Below are 17237 nucleotides of genomic sequence, written 5' to 3' on the forward strand. Positions count from 1 at the left end.
ATTTACCTTCGGCTTACGTAACAGGAGATTTATCTAAGACACTGAAGCACAAATGAAAACGGCCTGGACAGGGCCAGGCCGTTAACAATTGTAAAACTACTTTTACTTCAGAACGGCGAGTGCTGCTTCGTAGTTCGGCTCATCAGCGATTTCCTTGACCAGTTCGCTGTGCAGAACGTTGTCGTTTTCGTCCAGAACCACGACGGCACGGGCGGTCAGGCCTTTGAGCGGGCCGTCAGCGATGGCAACGCCGTAGTTCTCGATGAACTCGGCACCGCGCAGGGTCGACAGGTTCTGTACGTTTTCCAGGCCTTCGGCGCCGCAGAAGCGAGCTTGAGCGAACGGCAGGTCAGCGGAGATGCACAGCACGACAGTGTTGGCGACATCACTGGCCTGGGCGTTGAACTTGCGAACCGAAGTGGCGCAGGTCGGGGTATCAACGCTTGGGAAGATGTTCAGCACTTTGCGCTTGCCGGCGAAGCTCGCCAGGGTCACGTCGGACAGATTGCCGGCAACCAGGGAAAAGGCTGGCGCCTTGGAACCGGCTTGTGGCAGTTGGCCGTTGACTTGAACCGGGGAGCCTTTAAGAGTGACTTGAGCCATGAACGGAGTCCTTCTGAACGTTGTTGTAGAGAATTTGAAGAGGCCGAAGTTAACCACGAAATGGCCCGACGACCTATGCCCAGATACAAATTGTGATGTCTCGTCGCACACATTGGATACAACCCGAATCCCGCAGGAGCGAGAGATGCGGTCGGTGTACAGCGTACCGCCCTCACCGGCCGCCACCCGGTGTTCATGACGAAAGGCAGCCAGCGTTGTCGATTCAAGCGACGGCCATTCGACTAGGCTGTGAGTCACTCACATCCAGCGGAGATAAGACCATGCGATTCATGATCATTGTGAAAGCCAGCCAGGATTCCGAGGCTGGTGTGATGCCCAGCGAGGAACTGATGACCGCAATGGGCAACTACAACGAGGAACTGGTCAAAGCCGGCATCCTCATCGAGTGCGATGGCCTGCAACCCAGCAGCAAAGGCGCCCGCGTACGTTTCTCGGGCGAAAAGCGCACGGTGATCGACGGCCCGTTCGCCGAAACCAAGGAGCTGATCGCCGGCTATTGGCTATGGAACGTGAAGTCGAAACAGGAAGCGATCGAGTGGGTCAAGCGCTGCCCCAACCCGATGCCAGGCACCGACGCCGAGATTGAGATTCGCCAGGTGTTCGAGGCTGAAGATTTCGGAGACGAGTTCACACCGGAACTGCGGGAGCAGGAAGAGCGGGTGCGTGCGCAGATGAAGAAGGACTGAATAACGGATCATTGTGGCGAAGAGGCTTGCCCTCTCGCCACAGCTAGCAGTCCATCGATTTCAACCCCCTGTTTCGCATTAACTTTTCAGTACACATAATTTCACGCAAACGTGTACAAAAAACCAAAGAGTCCCCCGCTGCGACTGGCGAACCCCGAGTTAGCTGCTAGTTTCAACAGACGTGTCCTACAGGCTTGATAGGAAAGAGATTTCGCAGTAACGGCCGAGAAGTGCCGAGTCGTCCAATGAGCCACGAAGGAACGGGGGATACAGCACCGGTGTAGGTGATCTGAACATTTTCGACATCTTCTTGCTCAAGACTGACGGTGTGCAGCTGGGCATCGGTCCGCAGATCACTGCACCCACCGCCGATCAGGACGAACTGGGCACCGGCACCTGGACGTTCGACCTGAAAAACGACACCCACTACATCCCCATCGGGTTCGGTGGCGGCAAGGTCTGGAAATCCGGTTCCAATATCCTCAATGCATTCGTCGAACCTCAGTGGACCGTGGAACGCAAAGGCGATGGCCTGCCGCAGTTCACGCTGTTCGCCGGGATCAATGTCACGTTTGGCAAATAAGGACTTTCTTATGCACGGTGCAATTCGCGCAGCCGGTTTCAGTTTGATGACCATGTTCGTCAGTTGCGGTGTCGGCGCCCAGGATCCAGATACGCGGATCGGCAAGATCGCGATGGAAGGCGAACTGCCGGCCCATGAGTCCATAGCCAAACTCTACGCCGAGCTGGATTTCCAACAGGCGACCCAGAATTATCTGTGGGCGTTGCCGCTGGTGTCCTACGCGCAATGGCAGGCAGAGTTTCGCGACAAACTCGGCGCCCGCAGCGGCGACCTGATGGTGCTCAACAGTTACGAAGACAAACTGGGCGTGATCACCGCCAACGCCACCACGCCGTACATCCTTGGCTTCGTCGACTTGAATGAAACCGACCGCAAGGTGCGCCTTGCTGGACCTGCGCATAGCGCCACCGCTGGTGAATGCCGATGCGGGCTTCAACGAACGGATGAACGCACACGAGCAACGCCTGATGCAGTTTTATCGGGCGAGTCTGCATGCTTATGAGGGTGACCGCGACGCGTGGGCCAGGGATATTCGCGAGGTGATGCGCGGGGATGGGGGGGATCCGTATTTCCGGTGGTTTTTCGGGGAGTGATACAGCGCCTGCGCAGTGGATCACAACCTCATTTGACAGACGCCGGCCTTCCGGCAAAGCTGCGTCGAGCTTGAATGCGCGCCTGACGGCAAACGCACCCGGACTATGGAAGTCGCAATGCCGAAACATAAAAATAAAGCGGTACAGACACACCCTGATTCGCCACCGACCTTGATCAGCCGTTACCTGTTTCCCGTCACCCTCGGCGTCTTGCTATTGGCCATAGCGGGCATCGGCTGGTTCCTGTTCAGCAGCACACCGGCCCCCATGACGTATGCGCCTGTCAGTACACCGGTCGCTCAGCCGGTCAAACCGCAACCGGTTGCCGTGGCACCGGCAGCGATGGTTGATGAGCAACAATGCCAGGGCTGCCACAGTGAGCAGGTCAAGGACTGGCAAGGCTCCCATCACCAATTGGCGATGCAGGAGGCCAATGCCGAGACGATGTTGGGCGACTTCAAAAACGTCACCTTCAAAGCGGAAAACGAAACCACCCGTTTCTCGCGCAAGGGCGACGAATTCTGGGTCAACACCCACGGCATTGATGGCAAGAATACCGACTTCAAGGTCGCCTACACCTTCGGCATCGCGCCGTTGCAGCAATACCTGATCGAGGTCGGCGAAGGTCGGTTGCAAGCCCTCGGCGTGGCCTGGGATACCGAGAAGCACCGCTGGTTTCACCTCTATCCGGGCCAGGGTGTGAATTTCAAAGACCCGTTGCACTGGAGCAAGCCGAGCCAGAACGCCAACTTCATGTGCGTCGAGTGCCACACCACCGGTTACAAGCGCAATTTCGATACCGCGAAAAACACCTTCGACAGTCACTGGAACAGCCTCGGTGTCGGCTGTCAGGCGTGCCACGGCCCGGCCTCCAATCACCTGGCATGGACGGCAAAAAAAGGTGACCTGGTCCATGCCGGTTTTGCCGTCGACCTGAAGGACAAGAACGCCACCGTCGAAATCGAAACCTGTGCCCGCTGCCACTCGCGCCGCGCGCCATTGGGCGACGGCTTCACCGCCGGCAAGCGCCTGATGGATGACTACCTGCCGAGCCCCCTGACCCGCGAGTTGTACGCGCTGGACGGCAAGATCAAGGACGAAGTGTTCGAACACGGCTCCTTCGCCCAGAGCAAAATGTTCGACAAGGGTGTGCGCTGCAGCAACTGCCACAACCCGCACAGCACCGAGCTCAAGGCACCGGGCAACGGTGTCTGCCTGCAATGCCACAACACCGCCGGCAAGACGTCAATGGACGGCGTCGACGGCAAAGGGCTGCAAGCGAAGAACTACGATTCCATCGAACACACGCGCCACACCATGGGCCAGCCGGGTTCGCAGTGCGTGGATTGCCACATGCCCGGCAAGTTCTACATGGGCAATGACTTCAGGCATGACCACAGTTTCAGCATCCCCAACCCTGAGCGGGCGAAACAACTCGGCACGCCGGATGCTTGCCTGACCTGTCACCAGGGCAAGGCGGGCGACAAGGTCACCGAGCAATTCAAGCTCTGGAACACCACCACTGCGCAGGCACCGCGTTACGACGAAAGCCTGTGGCTGATTCGCAACGGTCAGCCCGGCGCGGCACAAGCCTTGTACGAGCAGCTTCAACTTAGCCATTTGCCAGCGATTCAGCGCGCGACCCTGCTGGCCGAGTTGCCGCTGTACCCAAGCGAACAGGCTTTAAAACTCGCCACCCAGGACTTGAACAACCCGGCCCCGCAAGTGCGTGAAAGCGCCGTCCGGGCGATCAGCGCGTTCCTGCCGCCACAGGAGCGCGCGTCGCTGCTGACGCCATTGCTGGGTGACCCGGTGAAGGCTGTGCGGATTGTCGCGGCCCGGGATCTGCTGAGCGTGGCCCGTAATGGATTGGGCAACGCCCAAGACAACTGGAACACGGCCATCGCCGAATACGAGGACGTTCAGAAGAACCTGGCCGAACGCGCCGAAGCCAATCTCAACCTGGCCATGCTCTATCAAGCCAGCGGTCGTAGCGGCGAAGTCGAATCACTGTTGCGCACAGCCCTCAAGCGCGATCCGGATTTCTACCCGGCGCTGGTGACACTGGTGCAATGGCTGGAGGCGAACGGACGCAGTCAGGAAGCTCAGACGCTGCTGGCACAGAGCCTGAAAGAACATCCGGATGCCGCCCTGCTGCAACACACTCAAGGCCTGTCGCTGGTGCGGGCAGGCAAATCCGCCCAAGCCATGCCGGCCCTGCGCAAAGCCGCACAACTGGAGCCTCAGAACGCCCAGTACGGTTACGTGTTGGCGGTGGCGTTGCACGACAGCGGCAAGGTCGATGAGGCCTGCCAAGAGCTGGAGCGGCTGTTAAAAGTGCAGCCGGCCAATCGCAATGCCCGGTTGTCGTTGATCCAGTACTACCTGGACAACGGGCAGGAGCCGAAGGCGCAGGTGCTGTTGCAGGGCTGGAAGAAAATGAACAGGGGGGATCCTGCGTTGAAGTGATTGATGGTGTGCATCCTTGAAATCCACCCCTCACCCCCCGCCCTCTCCCCATGGGGGCGAGGGGAAAGGGAGCCGATCTTCAAGCCTTTCAAAACCTGAGGTCGACTCGAAATTTCAGGTCGATGTAACTCGAAAAAACACCTCGTTCAGTCCCCTCTACCCCCTGGGGCGGTCCGACGTTTCGGGAGGGTTAGGGTGAGGGGGTGGATCTAAATGACACCCCTCATCTTCACCATGACGACCCGCTCTTCAACGCCAACGCCCGCCGACTGTTCGCCCGCATCGCCTTGATCAGCGACACCGTCCCCACCAGCAAAATCGCCGCGCCAAACAGGAAGTCAATGTTGTACAGCTGAAAGTCCTGCAACGGCCCCACCAGCAATATCCGGATCGCCCCGATACTCACCAGCGTGGCGAGAAAATCGATGCCCGGCTCGTCGCGATAAAACACGTGCATCAGCGGCAGGCAAATCACCAGCAGCAACAGCAAGACGATCACCTTGAATGAGCCTTTGCGCTCGACGCTGAACGCGCATTCATGGGAGGTGAAGGGTTTGTAGTCTTCCTCGCGCACCAACGCGTTTTTCTCATTGATGTACTCGGCCCGGTTGTACTTCTGAACGGGCGTAAAGGTGTTCGACATCTCCATCACCGCGGTGATGTGGCGGAAGCGCAGGTCGATGCGCTCATTGCCCTTGAGGTAATACAGCACCGGTTTGTAGCCATAGCGGTAGGTGTCGAAGGGAAACTCGGTGGCGCGCCCCTGCACGCCAATCGGTCGCGGCTCGAGCTCCGCGTAGGCACTTTTGTTGTCAGAAGCGAGGTTACGGCTCAGGGGGTTGATCCTGACCTGTTCGAGGAAAATCGGCGTGGCGCCGTAGGACCATTGCAGCGGTTCCAGGCGCAGGCGCAGCTCGTTTCGGCCCAGGTCGTAGCGGTTGAAAGTGCGCTCGGAAACAATCACCGCGCCGCTGAGCATGAACTCGCCACGCAGGTTGTTGGTGATGCGCAGGGTCAGCTGATCCTTGCCCAGCGACAGCACATCAGCGGCCGGTGGCGTGCCGCACCAGGCGTAACTGTCGAACGCGCCACCCAACTGACCGCCGCGGTTCTCCTGGAACACATAAAAGTAACCGCCCCACAGGGTCAACATCAGCAGAAACGCGGTTAACCCTAAAATCTTCTTGCCCACACTCAAACCAGACTCCTTTCGGTACGACTTCCTTGTGAGGTGCGGACTCTACCAAAGTGCCATCATCGACCCAAGTACAAATTCCTTGCACCTCCACACAACATTTCCCAAGGCGTGCGGCTAAACCGAATTAATTTAAATTCCGAATGATGGCTCACTGCTATTAGTGCTAGAGTCCGCGCCGGGCAGTCAGCCCCCAATAGTCACATCGAGGCCACATGAAGCGTACCTCGGCCAATGACGGCAAATCCCGGTCTCAAGGATCATCAATGAAAGCTCTCCGCACGCTGTTCACCGTTACCGCCCTGACCGCCACACTGCTGACTTCGGGCTGTGCAAGCATCGTTGGTGACAGCAAATACCCAGTGAACGTTTCGAGCACTCCAAGCGGTGCCGACTTCACCATCAAGAACAAGGACGGAGTTGTCGTTCATAACGGTTCCACACCCAATACCGTTACCCTGCCTTCAGGTCGTGGCTACTTCAAAGGTGAGGCCTACACCATCACCTTCAAGAAAGCAGGTTATGCCGACACCAGCGCTACGCTGGAAACCAGCATGAGTGGCTGGTACTGGGGCAATCTGTTGTTCGGTGGGTTGATTGGCATGCTCGTTGTCGATCCACTCACGGGCGCGATGTACAAACTTCCCGCCGACGCTGCGGGCAATTTCGGCAGCCCACTGCCTGGTGAAGCGCCAAAGAGCCTGACACTGCTCGAAATTGATCAGCTTTCTCCAAGCGATCGAGCTGCTCTGGTCCGTATCAACTGACAGCGCTCGGCGCATCCTGCTCTACAGGATGCGCCATCCTCACCGGGGTTACTCCCGTCGCCTGAACAACGGTCGCGGCTCAATCACCGAACGCCCATACAAAACACTCATCCCGGCCAGCCCCTTGAGCGCATCTTCGGCGGACTTGTCTTCGCGCACCGCGAAGCTGTCGAACCCGCATTGACGCATGTGGCTGAGTTGATCGCGCAGGACGTCGCCGACAGCACGCAACTCGCCCGTCCAGCCCAATCGAGTGCGCAGCAAGTACGCCTGGCTGTAACCGCGACCGTCACGGAAACTCGGAAAATCGAGGGCAATCAGCGGCAGGTGTGAAATCCACGGCTGGAGGCTTTCCACTTCATCGTCCGGCCCCAACCACACGCCCTTTTGCGGTGGACCTTCAAGCCAGCGGGCCAACGGCAGAATCACTGCACCCGTCGGCCATTCATCGTTGACGTCCCTGACCAGGGTCCATGGATCATCAGTGACAATCCGCGCCACACCCTCCTCCAGCCGCAGCACATTGTTCATGCCGACACCTCCAGCAGCTTCGAATAGACCTGCTCTTTGAACGGTTCCAGACCGATACGCTGCAAGGTGTCGACGAACACTTCCTCGCTCTCGCGGTAATTGATGAACGTGGCGATGATCTGCTCGATCACCCCGGGCACTTCGGCGGCGCTGAAGGACGGGCCGATGACTTTGCCCAATGCGCTGTTCTTGCCCTGAGCCCCGCCGAGGGTGATCTGGTACCACTCGCTGCCGTTCTTATCGACCCCAAGAATGCCGATGTTGCCGATGTGGTGGTGGCCGCAGGCGTTCATGCAGCCGGAAATGTTCAGGCTGATGTCGCCCAGGTCATGCAGATAGTCGAGGTCTTCGAAGCGTGCCTGAATGGCTTGTGCGATGGGGATCGACTTGGCATTGGCCAGCGCGCAGAAGTCGCCACCGGGGCAGGCGATGATGTCGGTCAGCAAACCGATGTTGGCGCAACCCAGGCCCTGTTTGCAGGCCAGGCACCAGAGCGTGTAGAGATCAGCCTTCGGCACGTCGGGCAACACAATGTTCTGTTCATGGGCGATGCGAATTTCGCCAAAACCGAACTGCTCGGACCAGTCGGCCACGGCCTCCATTTGCTCGGCCGTGACATCACCCGGCGGTGAGGCGATGCCCGGTTTGGTCGACAGCACCACGCTGGCGTAGCCCGGCACTTTGTGCGGCTGAACGTTGCGCGACACCCAACGGGCGAAGGCCGGGTTTTCGGACAGGCGCGTGCCGAAGTCGAGGTCGGTGTCCGCCAGTGCGCGGTAATCCGGCGGCACAAAGGCACTGGCCACGCGCTCATATTCGACGTCGGTCAACTGCGCCGGGCCGTCCTTGAGGTACTGCCACTCCTCCTCCACTTCCCGGGCAAAGGCTTCGATGCCCAGCGCCTTGACCAGAATCTTGATCCGCGCCTTGTACTTGTTGTCGCGCCGACCGTGGCGGTTGTAGACCCGCAGCACCGCTTCGACGTAGGACAGCAAATGCTGCCACGGCAACCCTTCGCGAATCTGCAACCCGAGGATTGGCGTGCGCCCCAACCCGCCGCCGACGATGACCCGCAGCAACATCTGCCCGTCGGTGCCCGGGTAAAGATAGAGGCCGATGTCATGCATCATGATCGCTGCCCGGTCCTGTTCCGCTGAGCAGATGGCGATCTTGAACTTGCGCGGCAGGAACAGGAATTCCGGGTTGATGGTCGACCATTGGCGCAGGATTTCCGCCAGCGGCCGCGGGTCGATCATTTCATCCGCGGCAACCCCGGCAAAGGCTTCGGTGGTGATGTTGCGCACGCAGTTGCCGGAGGTCTGGATCGCGTGCATTTCCACTTGAGCCAGGCGTTCGAGGATGTCCGGCACCTGAGCCAGTTCGATCCAGTTGAACTGCATGTTCTGCCGGGTGGTGAAGTGGCCGTAGCCGCGATCGTATTCCCGGGCGATGCTCGCCAGCGTACGCATTTGTGGCGCGCTTAACGTGCCGTAAGGAATCGCCACGCGCAGCATGTAGGCGTGTTTTTGCATGTACAGACCGTTTTGCAAACGCAGCGGCAGGAATTCTTCTTCGCTCAACTCATCCGCCATGAAGCGTTCGACCTGATCGCGAAACTGCGCGACCCGCTCAAAGACCAGGGCCCGGTCATAGTCATCGTACTGATACATGTGGCTACCTCATCAGGATTGATCGCACGCTCTGCCCTGTAGCAGCTGTCGAGCACCGCGAGGCTGCGTTCGGACGTAGCAGTCGTAAACCCTGTGCACACGGTTCACCTGACAGACCGAGTCGCTTGGTTTGACGACTGCTTCGCAGCCGAACGCAGCCTCGCGGTGCTCGACAGCTGCTACAGGGTTTGGCAGTGCTTGTGGTAGCGACTATGGACCTGCGGCGCAGCGCGTTACAGATTCACCTGAACGCTAAAAAACCGTATCAGGTTGTGGCAAACGGCCGCAGAGTTACCTCAAATCTGATCCGCATAAACTCGGTTTTTCTGAGTCTGTTTTGTTTCCGGTGGGGTTTCTACAGTGGGCGACATGCCAGTCCGGGTGGCCTGGCAAGACTTTGCAACCGTGGAAGCATTGACCATGAGCACAGCAACAATCGGACAGGCCTATAACTACAAGGTCGTCCGCCAATTCGTCGTGGCAACCGTGGTTTGGGGTGTCGTGGGGATGGCGATGGGGGTGTGGATCGCCTCGCAACTGGTGTGGCCGCAGATGAACCTCGACCTGCCATGGACCACCTTCGGCCGCTTGCGCCCGCTGCACACCAGCCTGGTGATTTTCGGCTTTGCCGGCAGCGCGCAATTCGCCGCCAGTTACTACGCGGTGCAGCGTACCTGCCAGGTGCGGCTGTTTTCGGACAAGCTCGCGGCATTCACCTTTTGGGGCTGGCAGTCGGTGATCGTGGTGATGCTGATCAGCCTGCCGCTGGGCTACACCACCACCAAGGAATACGCCGAGATCGAATTCTCCGGCGCGGTATGGATGACGGTGGTCTGGGTCGCCTACGCCATCGTGTTCTTCACCACCGTGGTGCAACGCAAGACCAAGCACATCTATGTCGGCAATTGGTTCTTCGGTGCGTTCATCGTGGTCATCGCGATGCTGCACGTGGTCAATCACCTGGCCATTCCGGTGGACTGGTTCAAGTCCTATCCGGTGTATTCCGGGGCGACCGACGCCATGGTGCAGTGGTGGTACGGGCACAACGCGGTGGGTTTCTTCCTGACCACCGGGTTCCTCGGGATGATGTATTACTTCGTGCCGAAACAGGTCGGAAGGCCGGTGTATTCCTATCGGTTGTCGATCGTGCACTTCTGGGCGCTGATCACCCTGTACATCTGGGCCGGCCCGCACCACTTGCATTACACCGCGCTACCGGACTGGGCGCAGTCGCTCGGCATGGCCATGTCGCTGATCCTGCTGGCACCGAGTTGGGGCGGGATGATCAACGGGATGATGACCCTCTCGGGTGCCTGGCATAAATTGCGCACCGACCCGATCCTGCGCTTTTTGGTGTTGTCCCTGGCCTTCTACGGGATGTCGACCTTCGAAGGCCCGATGATGGCGATCAAGACGGTCAACGCCCTCTCCCACTACACCGACTGGACCATCGGCCACGTGCACGCCGGCGCTCTGGGCTGGGTGGCAATGATCACCTTCGGCTCGCTGTACCACATGATCCCGAAAGTCTTCGGCCGCGAGCAGATGTACAGCACACCACTGATCAACCTGCACTTCTGGCTGGCGACCATCGGCACCGTGCTGTACATCGCCTCGATGTGGGTCAACGGCATCACCCAGGGCCTGATGTGGCGCGCGATCAACGATGACGGCACGCTGACCTACTCGTTCGTCGAAGCCTTGCAGGCCAGCCATCCGGGATTTGTAGTGCGCTTTGTCGGTGGGGTGTTCTTCCTTAGCGGCATGTTGCTGATGGCTTACAACGTCTGGCGCACGGTGCGGGTTTCGGACGTCGAAATGGCCGAACGCGACGCGCAGATTGCCTGAGGCAAGGGGGCTGAGATGATTGAGGTCGTGCTGAATGTGTTGGGTGTGCTGGCGCTTTGGCTGGCGGTTGAATACTGCCTGAAACACCAGACGGCGGAGAGCCTGGATGAAGCCAGTTTGATTCCGTTTGCCGATGACCCGGAGGTGGCGCGGCGGGTGGAATTGGCGACGGGCAAGAGTGTGAAGTCGGTGGCGCCGGAAGAAGCGAAACCGGGTTGGGGCAACCTGGAAATCTGATACACCACTAAACCACTGTGGGAGTGAGCCTGCTCGCGATGGCGGTGTATCAGTCGACGTCAATGTTGACTGATACACCGCCATCGCGAGCAGGCTCACTCCCACAGGGTTGTGTGTCAGGTCAGGGGGATCAGCTACGCTCGCGGGGAATCAGGCTCTGCAACTGCTGCGCCAAAAAGTTCGCATCGAACGCAAAGGTATCCGGGTCTTTCAAGCCGTTGGTTTTGCGCCATTGCCAGCTACTGGACGGCGGCAGGCACACCAGCGAAATGCTGCCATAGCGCGCGGCCGTCAGGCCCATCACAGCCAGTGAAATCTGACCACCGGCACCCATCACATCCGGCACAAACTCCACCGGTTTACCGGCAATCACAATCGTCAGTTTCTCGGTCTTGAAGGTCGACGTTTCGACCGGAACGCTCGGCCCCGAGGCGACATACGCCTCGCGACTCACCTCCAGCAGATTCGGCGCCTGGACCGGTTCCAGCCATTGCTGGATCTGATCGAACAGCTCACCAATGCGCGTCGCCCACACGGCCGATTGCGACTCGAACAGTTGTTTCTTGTGCGCTTCGCTTTCTGCGTAATGGCGAAGCATCTCACCCAGTTGCTGTACGTCGTCCATTGCGGTGTTCCTTTGTTGAAGCGGTGCTGCGGACTTTGAGCATGGCAGATGCAAGCGGCCAGCGTACGACTAAAAGCGTGAACGGTATTGGCTGGGGGTCATGGCCAGGTATTTGCGAAAGGCACTGCCCATGTGGGACTGATGGGCGAAGCCGGCGTCCAGGGCGATGTCGGCCAGGGACAGGTCGGTGTGTTCGATCATCCGGCGTGCCGCCTGAAGCCGCACTTCAACCAGGTAAGCGTGGGGTGTCAGGCCGATGGCCCGGGTGAAGTCGCGCAGAAAGCGCAGCTCGTTTTGCCCGTAGGTGGCGGCCAATTGTTCAAGGGTCAGGGGTTCGTGGAACTGCTCGGCGATCTGATCAAGCACTTGGGTGAAAACCTTCGGCGTGACACGTTGCGCGGTACTGGCCTTCGGGTTCATCAAACCAACGAATTCCACAGCTCTTTGCTCAAGCGCCAGCCTGTCCGGTTGCGGAGCGAGCAACAGACGCCGCAGTTCCCGGCCCAGCATCAGCGCGCGGCGATTACCTGAAGACTGCACACGGTGGTCAACCGCGGGTAAATGCTGATCGGCCAGCGGCTGGTTCAGACGCATCAGCAGGTATTCGCCACCGCTGGCCGATTCGGAAAACACTTCCACGCCGACCGGGGTGTAAGCCAGCACGCCAGGCAACGTATCGAAATCCACCCGGTGATCCGAATCGATAGCGTGCACGCCTTGTTGACGTTCCAGTGTTACCCCAAGGGTTTGCCACTGCACTGGGTCACGCGCGCTGTAAGCCGCCCGAGGCAAAAGCTGTAAGCAGAGTCTGCCACCCAGCAACTCCTGGCTCAGAACCGTTGGCATGTGAAATTTCCTGATAGATCGCGATGAAGAGCCACGGGTACTCTCAAATAAGGGCATGCTCAAAAACAAAGGGTGGCCATCAACAGGAGCACGACATGCGCACCATCGGCCTTATCGGCGGCATGAGCTGGGAGTCCAGCGCCGAGTATTACCGTCTCATCAATCAGCAGGTGCGCGACCGGCTCGGGCCGTTGCGTTCGGCGAAATTGCTAATGTACAGCGTCGACTTTGGCCCTGTCGAACAGGCCCAGCATGCCGGGCGCTGGGACGATGCCGCGGCGATTCTGGTGGACGCGGCGCAACGGTTGCAGGCGGGTGGTGCCGATTGCGTGGTGCTTTGCACCAACACCATGCACAAAGTGGCCAGGCAGATTCAGGCAGCAATCGACATTCCATTCCTGCACATCGCCGACCCTGTCGGTCAGGCTGCCGTCGAGGCTGGCGCGCTGAAGATTGGATTGCTCGGCACAGCGTTCACCATGGAGCAGGACTTCCTCAAGGAACGCCTGATTTCAATGGGGCTGACCGTACTGGTGCCGGAGGCCGATGAACGTCAGGCCGTCCACCGGATCATCTATGACGAGTTGTGTGTCGGGGTGATCCGCGAGGCGTCACGCAAGGTCTATCAGCAGGTCATCGAATCGCTGACCCGACGTGGCGCCCAGGCGATCATCCTCGGCTGCACGGAAATCGGCCTGCTGATAAAACCCGAGCACAGCGCCCTGCCCTTGCTCGACACCACCGAACTGCATGCTCAAGCGGCGGTGGCGTTCGCCTTGGGCGAGTGACTCAACCGGCCTTGGGTGTGCGTCGCAGACGCGCCATGCTCAAGGCATCCACCAGCGCGCCGTCACGCACGGCGTAGTCGCGAAACAGTCCTTCGGTGTCGAAGCCGAACTTGCGGTAAAGCCCGATGGCGGCTTCGTTGTCGGCGTAGACCGAAAGCTCGACCCGTTGCAGGTTCATCCAGTTGTCGGCGACGTCCAGCGCCGCCGCCAACAGCTTCGAGCCGACGCCCTTGCCCTGCCAGGCCACCGCGACGCCCATGCCGAGATTGCCGGCATGGCTGCGGCGGATCCGTGAAAACTGCTCGAGGCCAATATTGCCGATGACCGTCCCTTGATGCAGCGCTACCAGCTGCACCACGCGCTCGTTGTCGGGCGCCAGGCGCTTGCGCCAGACTTCCGCGGACTGAAATGGCATTTGCAGCACCTGACGGGTAATGGCCGGGTCGTTGTAGAGCGCGGTAATGCCGTCGATGTGGGATTCGTTGAAACGTTCGAGGGAGATGACAGCGTCAGTGGCGGGCATGGGTGATTCATCCTTGAGACAGACATGGCCGCCCACTCTATACCGCCGCAGGTTGTTCGAACCACTCCCGTCGCTCTTCGAAGGTGTTCTGAATCAACTCGACGATCATCTGCACTTGCGCTGCCCCCTCGGACTCGGCATTGACCGCCATCCACACCTGACGCTGCATCGGTTGACCGAACAGCCCCGGCAATTCAATCAGGCCGCGGTCGAAGCGGCTGATGTAGCCGGGCAGCAGGCCAATGCAGGCGCTGCAACGGATCATCTCCAGCATCAGCTGATAGGAATGCAACTGCACCACCCCGGCCAGACGCTGGTCCACGAGGGTATTCCACGGCCGAAAACAGTCGACCTGACGGTCATGCTGCCATTGCACCAGCAGGAAATCCGCCAGGTCATCGAGGCTGTCAGGGCGGGACGCGACCCGTGAATAACGTTTGGCGATGTGGGGCAGATAGTCGAGCCGTGCCAGACACCGGGGCTCGCTGACAGCAAAACTCGGGCCCGGCAGCGGTGAGTCGGTGCCGGCCAGCCACAGCACCACATCGGCACTGACCGCTTGCAGGGAGAGTTCGCTGTCCAGGGTGATGATGTCCAGGCGCACGCTGGCGTTGCGCCGCAACAGAGCCACCAGATCGCGACCGAGAATGTCATGCAGGATCGATTCGGCGACGGCCAGGCGAATCAACGGTTGTTCGATCACCGGCAAGTCGCGCTCGTGGGCCAGGGCAATCAACTGCGATTGCAGCTGCAATCCGTCACGACTGAGGGCCACACCATTCTCTGAGTGGCTGAACAGCGAACACTGCAGGTGCGCTTCAAGTTGCGCCAATTGTTTGCGCAGTTGGGTGGCCTTGATATTGAGACTGCGGGCTGCCTGCATGAAACAGCCGCAACGGGCACTCACCCGAAAAGACTGCGCCAACACCGGATCGATCCCTGCCGCCAGTGTGCGCCAGGGTGAAGTTTTTTCTACGGGTGAGCGGTACTTGGCAACTTGCTGATGACCTGTGGTTTCCATGAATGGCATCGCTGACTCCCTGTCGATCTGTCCTTGAAAGCTTCATCCTGCGCAGGGTTTATGAACCTGATGTGACGCTCAGGGCAGAAAATCGATTCAGCCTCCGGGGGTTTGCCGGAAGCTCACCGCCAGGCGATTCCAGCTGTTGATCGTGGTGACGGCGATGGTCAGGTCGACCATCTCGCCTTCGCTGAACTGCTCCCGCGCCTGCGCGTAGACCTCGTCTGGCACATGGCTCTCAGAGAGCAAGGTGACGGCTTCGGTCCAGGCCAGCGCCGCACGTTCTCGCGGGTTGAAGAAGCCGCTGTCGCGCCAGACCACGATCGAATACAACCGACGGTCAGTCTCGCCCAGGCGCCGGGCATCCACCGAGTGCATGTCGGTGCAGAAGGCGCAGCCATTGAGTTGCGAGGCACGGATCTTGATCAAGTGCAGCAAGGCCGGCTCGATGCTGAGGTTGCTGGTCAAGGCCTCCATGGCAATCATCGCTTTCATCGCTTTGGGCGATGCGCTGTAGTAGTCCAGTCGGGGGTTCATGGAGTGACCTCGTGGATCGAATGTGTGCCCCCCAAGGTAGGCGTTGATACGCAGGCGTTACAGGTCCAATTCTACGAAATACCCGTGGACCACTCAGGCACCAGACCAATTGGAGGTTTTTCGCCCACGCAACTTTTGCGCAGGCGCTCATGCGGGTAATCTGGCCCGACGCACACGCGCTTCAATCGCCCCAGGAGCTTCGCCGGTATGGAACTTCACGTTGTCATCAACGGCCGCAAGGACCTGGCAGGCCAGTTGTATAACCAACTGCGCAGCGCCATCGAATCCGGCCGTCTGGCAGCCGGGACACAGCTACCGCCCAGTCGTTTACTCGCTGAACAATTGGGCATTTCCCGCAAAACCATTTCCGACACCTACACGCAACTGACCTACGAGAACTTCCTCACCGGGGTCATCGGCAAAGGCACCTACGTCAACGCCCGACCGGCGAAAGTTACCCGTAAACAGAGCCATTCGGAGTTGGCCAGTGCCGAGGTCATCGAGTCCTGGCGCAACCTGCCGGTATTTCTGCGCCATCCGACGCTGGAAGGCTCGTTACGCTACGACTTCATCGGCGGCGCCACCAGCAAGGGCCAGTTTCCCCAGGATGACTGGCGGCGCTGCACCGCTCATGCCTTGCGCCAGATCTCCGCTTCCAAGGGTTTCTACAGTCTGCCCGAAGGCCTGCCGGCGCTGCGCAATGCGATCGCACGGCACATCGCGTTTTCCCGCGGGGTCAATTGCCAGGACGAAGACGTGGTGGTGTGCAACGGCGCGCAACAGGCACTGGACCTGATCTCCCGGGTGCTTACGCGTCCCGGCAGCCTTGTCGCCATGGAAGACCCCGGCTATCCGCCCGCACGCCTGTTGTTCGGCACCCACGGCGCGACGGTAATCGGCGTCCCGGTGGATGCCGAAGGCATTCAGGTGGACAAAATCCCCCTTGGCACCCGGCTGATTTACGTCACGCCGTCCCACCAGTTCCCGCTCGGCATGCCGATGAGCCAGGCGCGCCGGGTGGCGCTGCTGGAGCGGGCCCATGAGTTGGGCGCGATCATCATCGAGGACGATTACGACAGCGAATTCCGCTACGAAGGCCGGCCTACCGACTCGCTGCAAAGCATGGATGAACGCGGCATCGTCGCCTACGTCGGGACCTTTTCGAAGACCCTGCTGCCCGAGTTGCGCCTGGGTTATGCGATTCTGCCGCCAGCGATTCTCGACGCGGTCATTCGCGCCAAGCAGCTCACCGACCTGCACACCTCAACCCTGCCTCAATGGGCGCTGGCCAAGTTCATCGCCGAAGGTTGCCTGCTCAAGCACATCCGGCGCTGCCATACGATCTACGCCGGGCGCCGCGAACGGATCCTCGCGCGCATGGCTGGCGATCTTTCACCGTGGCTCGAGGCGGTCCCGACCACCGCCGGGTTCCACATGGTGGTTATGTGCAAAGTGTCTATCGATATTCCATTGGTGATTGAGCTGGCAAAAAAAGTCGAAGTCGGGGTGTATCCCATCGACAGCTTTTTCTATCAGCAAGCGCCGCAGTCCGGGCTTTTCCTGGGTTTTGGCGCCATCGAAACCCTGGACATCGACATCGCCCTGGACCGCCTGCGGGACATTTTGCAGCAGGTCGCCTGACAGATTGGTCTGCGTTTTTATCCCGCGATTGGCTATTGGTGGTCCGGGGATGC

The 17237-nt window shown here is 59.6% G+C and carries 16 protein-coding genes and 3 pseudogenes; 10 read left to right on the forward strand and 9 right to left on the reverse strand.

Translation table 11 applies throughout. The features are described 5' to 3' along the window. Nucleotides 1–102: 102 nt before the first annotated feature. Complete coding sequence (gene tpx / locus ABH912_RS06250; RefSeq protein ID WP_033054703.1) at nucleotides 103–603, reverse strand: thiol peroxidase; 501 nt, start codon at nucleotides 601–603, stop codon at nucleotides 103–105. A 281-nt stretch (nucleotides 604–884) separates the two neighbouring features. Here tpx and ABH912_RS06255 point away from each other — a divergent pair, with 281 nt between their 5' ends. The 5 genes and pseudogenes from ABH912_RS06255 to ABH912_RS06275 all read left to right on the forward strand — a co-directional run bounded on the left by ABH912_RS06255 (nucleotide 885) and on the right by ABH912_RS06275 (nucleotide 4955). Next, the gene (locus tag ABH912_RS06255) at nucleotides 885–1310 is read left to right on the forward strand and encodes a YciI family protein (protein ID WP_429510091.1); all 426 of its coding nucleotides are present in this window, start codon (nucleotides 885–887) and stop codon (nucleotides 1308–1310) included. Between the two features lie 241 nt (nucleotides 1311–1551). Next, nucleotides 1552–1893 (forward strand): annotated as a pseudogene (locus ABH912_RS06260) (hypothetical protein); the annotation flags it as partial. A gap of 10 nt (nucleotides 1894–1903) precedes the next feature. After that, nucleotides 1904–2260: pseudogene (locus ABH912_RS06265) on the forward strand (DUF1254 domain-containing protein); the annotation flags it as partial. A 13-nt stretch (nucleotides 2261–2273) separates the two neighbouring features. Next, nucleotides 2274–2486: pseudogene (locus tag ABH912_RS06270) on the forward strand (hypothetical protein); the annotation flags it as partial. Nucleotides 2487–2603: 117 nt separating this feature from the next. After that, nucleotides 2604–4955, forward strand: a complete 2352-nt coding sequence (locus ABH912_RS06275; protein WP_429510093.1) for a tetratricopeptide repeat protein — start codon at nucleotides 2604–2606, stop codon at nucleotides 4953–4955. 229 nt (nucleotides 4956–5184) lie between these two features. On the opposite strand, the gene ABH912_RS06280 is transcribed toward ABH912_RS06275, so the two are convergent. After that, the gene (locus ABH912_RS06280; RefSeq protein ID WP_429510094.1) at nucleotides 5185–6153 is read right to left on the reverse strand and encodes a hypothetical protein; all 969 of its coding nucleotides are present in this window, start codon (nucleotides 6151–6153) and stop codon (nucleotides 5185–5187) included. Nucleotides 6154–6416: 263 nt separating this feature from the next. On the opposite strand from ABH912_RS06280, the gene ABH912_RS06285 reads away from it, so the two are divergent. Then, nucleotides 6417–6917 carry a hypothetical protein gene (locus tag ABH912_RS06285; protein WP_033054696.1) on the forward strand — a complete coding sequence of 167 codons (501 nt, stop codon included), beginning with the start codon at nucleotides 6417–6419 and terminating at the stop codon, nucleotides 6915–6917. A 48-nt stretch (nucleotides 6918–6965) separates the two neighbouring features. On the opposite strand, the gene ABH912_RS06290 is transcribed toward ABH912_RS06285, so the two are convergent. After that, nucleotides 6966–7448, reverse strand: coding sequence for a DUF934 domain-containing protein (locus ABH912_RS06290; protein ID WP_033054695.1), 483 nt, complete (start codon nucleotides 7446–7448; stop codon nucleotides 6966–6968). Next, nucleotides 7445–9118 carry a nitrite/sulfite reductase gene (locus ABH912_RS06295; RefSeq protein WP_033054694.1) on the reverse strand — a complete coding sequence of 558 codons (1674 nt, stop codon included), beginning with the start codon at nucleotides 9116–9118 and terminating at the stop codon, nucleotides 7445–7447. Before ABH912_RS06295 ends, ABH912_RS06290 begins: the two co-directional genes overlap by 4 nt. A gap of 420 nt (nucleotides 9119–9538) precedes the next feature. Here ABH912_RS06295 and ccoN point away from each other — a divergent pair, with 420 nt between their 5' ends. Beyond that, a complete protein-coding gene (gene ccoN / locus ABH912_RS06300; RefSeq protein ID WP_429510097.1) occupies nucleotides 9539–10966 on the forward strand; it encodes a cytochrome-c oxidase, cbb3-type subunit I in 1428 nt (475 codons plus the stop codon). A 15-nt stretch (nucleotides 10967–10981) separates the two neighbouring features. Continuing rightward, the gene (locus ABH912_RS06305) at nucleotides 10982–11203 is read left to right on the forward strand and encodes a cbb3-type cytochrome c oxidase subunit 3 (RefSeq protein ID WP_429510098.1); all 222 of its coding nucleotides are present in this window, start codon (nucleotides 10982–10984) and stop codon (nucleotides 11201–11203) included. A 130-nt stretch (nucleotides 11204–11333) separates the two neighbouring features. Here ABH912_RS06305 and ABH912_RS06310 read toward each other — a convergent pair whose 3' ends face one another. Continuing rightward, complete coding sequence (locus ABH912_RS06310; RefSeq protein ID WP_033054692.1) at nucleotides 11334–11828, reverse strand: hypothetical protein; 495 nt, start codon at nucleotides 11826–11828, stop codon at nucleotides 11334–11336. A 69-nt stretch (nucleotides 11829–11897) separates the two neighbouring features. Beyond that, nucleotides 11898–12674, reverse strand: coding sequence for a helix-turn-helix domain-containing protein (locus tag ABH912_RS06315; protein ID WP_429510100.1), 777 nt, complete (start codon nucleotides 12672–12674; stop codon nucleotides 11898–11900). Between the two features lie 95 nt (nucleotides 12675–12769). On the opposite strand from ABH912_RS06315, the gene ABH912_RS06320 reads away from it, so the two are divergent. Further along, nucleotides 12770–13462 carry an aspartate/glutamate racemase family protein gene (locus ABH912_RS06320; protein ID WP_429510102.1) on the forward strand — a complete coding sequence of 231 codons (693 nt, stop codon included), beginning with the start codon at nucleotides 12770–12772 and terminating at the stop codon, nucleotides 13460–13462. 1 nt (nucleotide 13463) lies between these two features. On the opposite strand, the gene ABH912_RS06325 is transcribed toward ABH912_RS06320, so the two are convergent. From ABH912_RS06325 to ABH912_RS06335, 3 genes are all read right to left on the reverse strand, one after another. After that, nucleotides 13464–13985 (reverse strand): GNAT family N-acetyltransferase, encoded by a 522-nt coding sequence (locus tag ABH912_RS06325; RefSeq protein WP_033054686.1) that lies wholly within the window; start codon nucleotides 13983–13985, stop codon nucleotides 13464–13466. Nucleotides 13986–14022: 37 nt separating this feature from the next. Then, nucleotides 14023–15015, reverse strand: a complete 993-nt coding sequence (locus ABH912_RS06330) for a LysR family transcriptional regulator (protein ID WP_429510104.1) — start codon at nucleotides 15013–15015, stop codon at nucleotides 14023–14025. Nucleotides 15016–15102: 87 nt separating this feature from the next. Continuing rightward, nucleotides 15103–15543, reverse strand: coding sequence for a carboxymuconolactone decarboxylase family protein (locus ABH912_RS06335; RefSeq protein ID WP_429510106.1), 441 nt, complete (start codon nucleotides 15541–15543; stop codon nucleotides 15103–15105). A gap of 207 nt (nucleotides 15544–15750) precedes the next feature. Here ABH912_RS06335 and ABH912_RS06340 point away from each other — a divergent pair, with 207 nt between their 5' ends. Beyond that, nucleotides 15751–17184: a PLP-dependent aminotransferase family protein gene (locus ABH912_RS06340; protein ID WP_429510108.1), complete on the forward strand. Its 1434-nt coding sequence runs from the start codon at nucleotides 15751–15753 to the stop codon at nucleotides 17182–17184. Nucleotides 17185–17237: the final 53 nt, after the last annotated feature.

The sequence above is a fragment of the Pseudomonas sp. BT76 TE3572 genome (assembly GCF_050435365.1).
Classification (GTDB): domain Bacteria; phylum Pseudomonadota; class Gammaproteobacteria; order Pseudomonadales; family Pseudomonadaceae; genus Aquipseudomonas; species Aquipseudomonas fluorescens_W.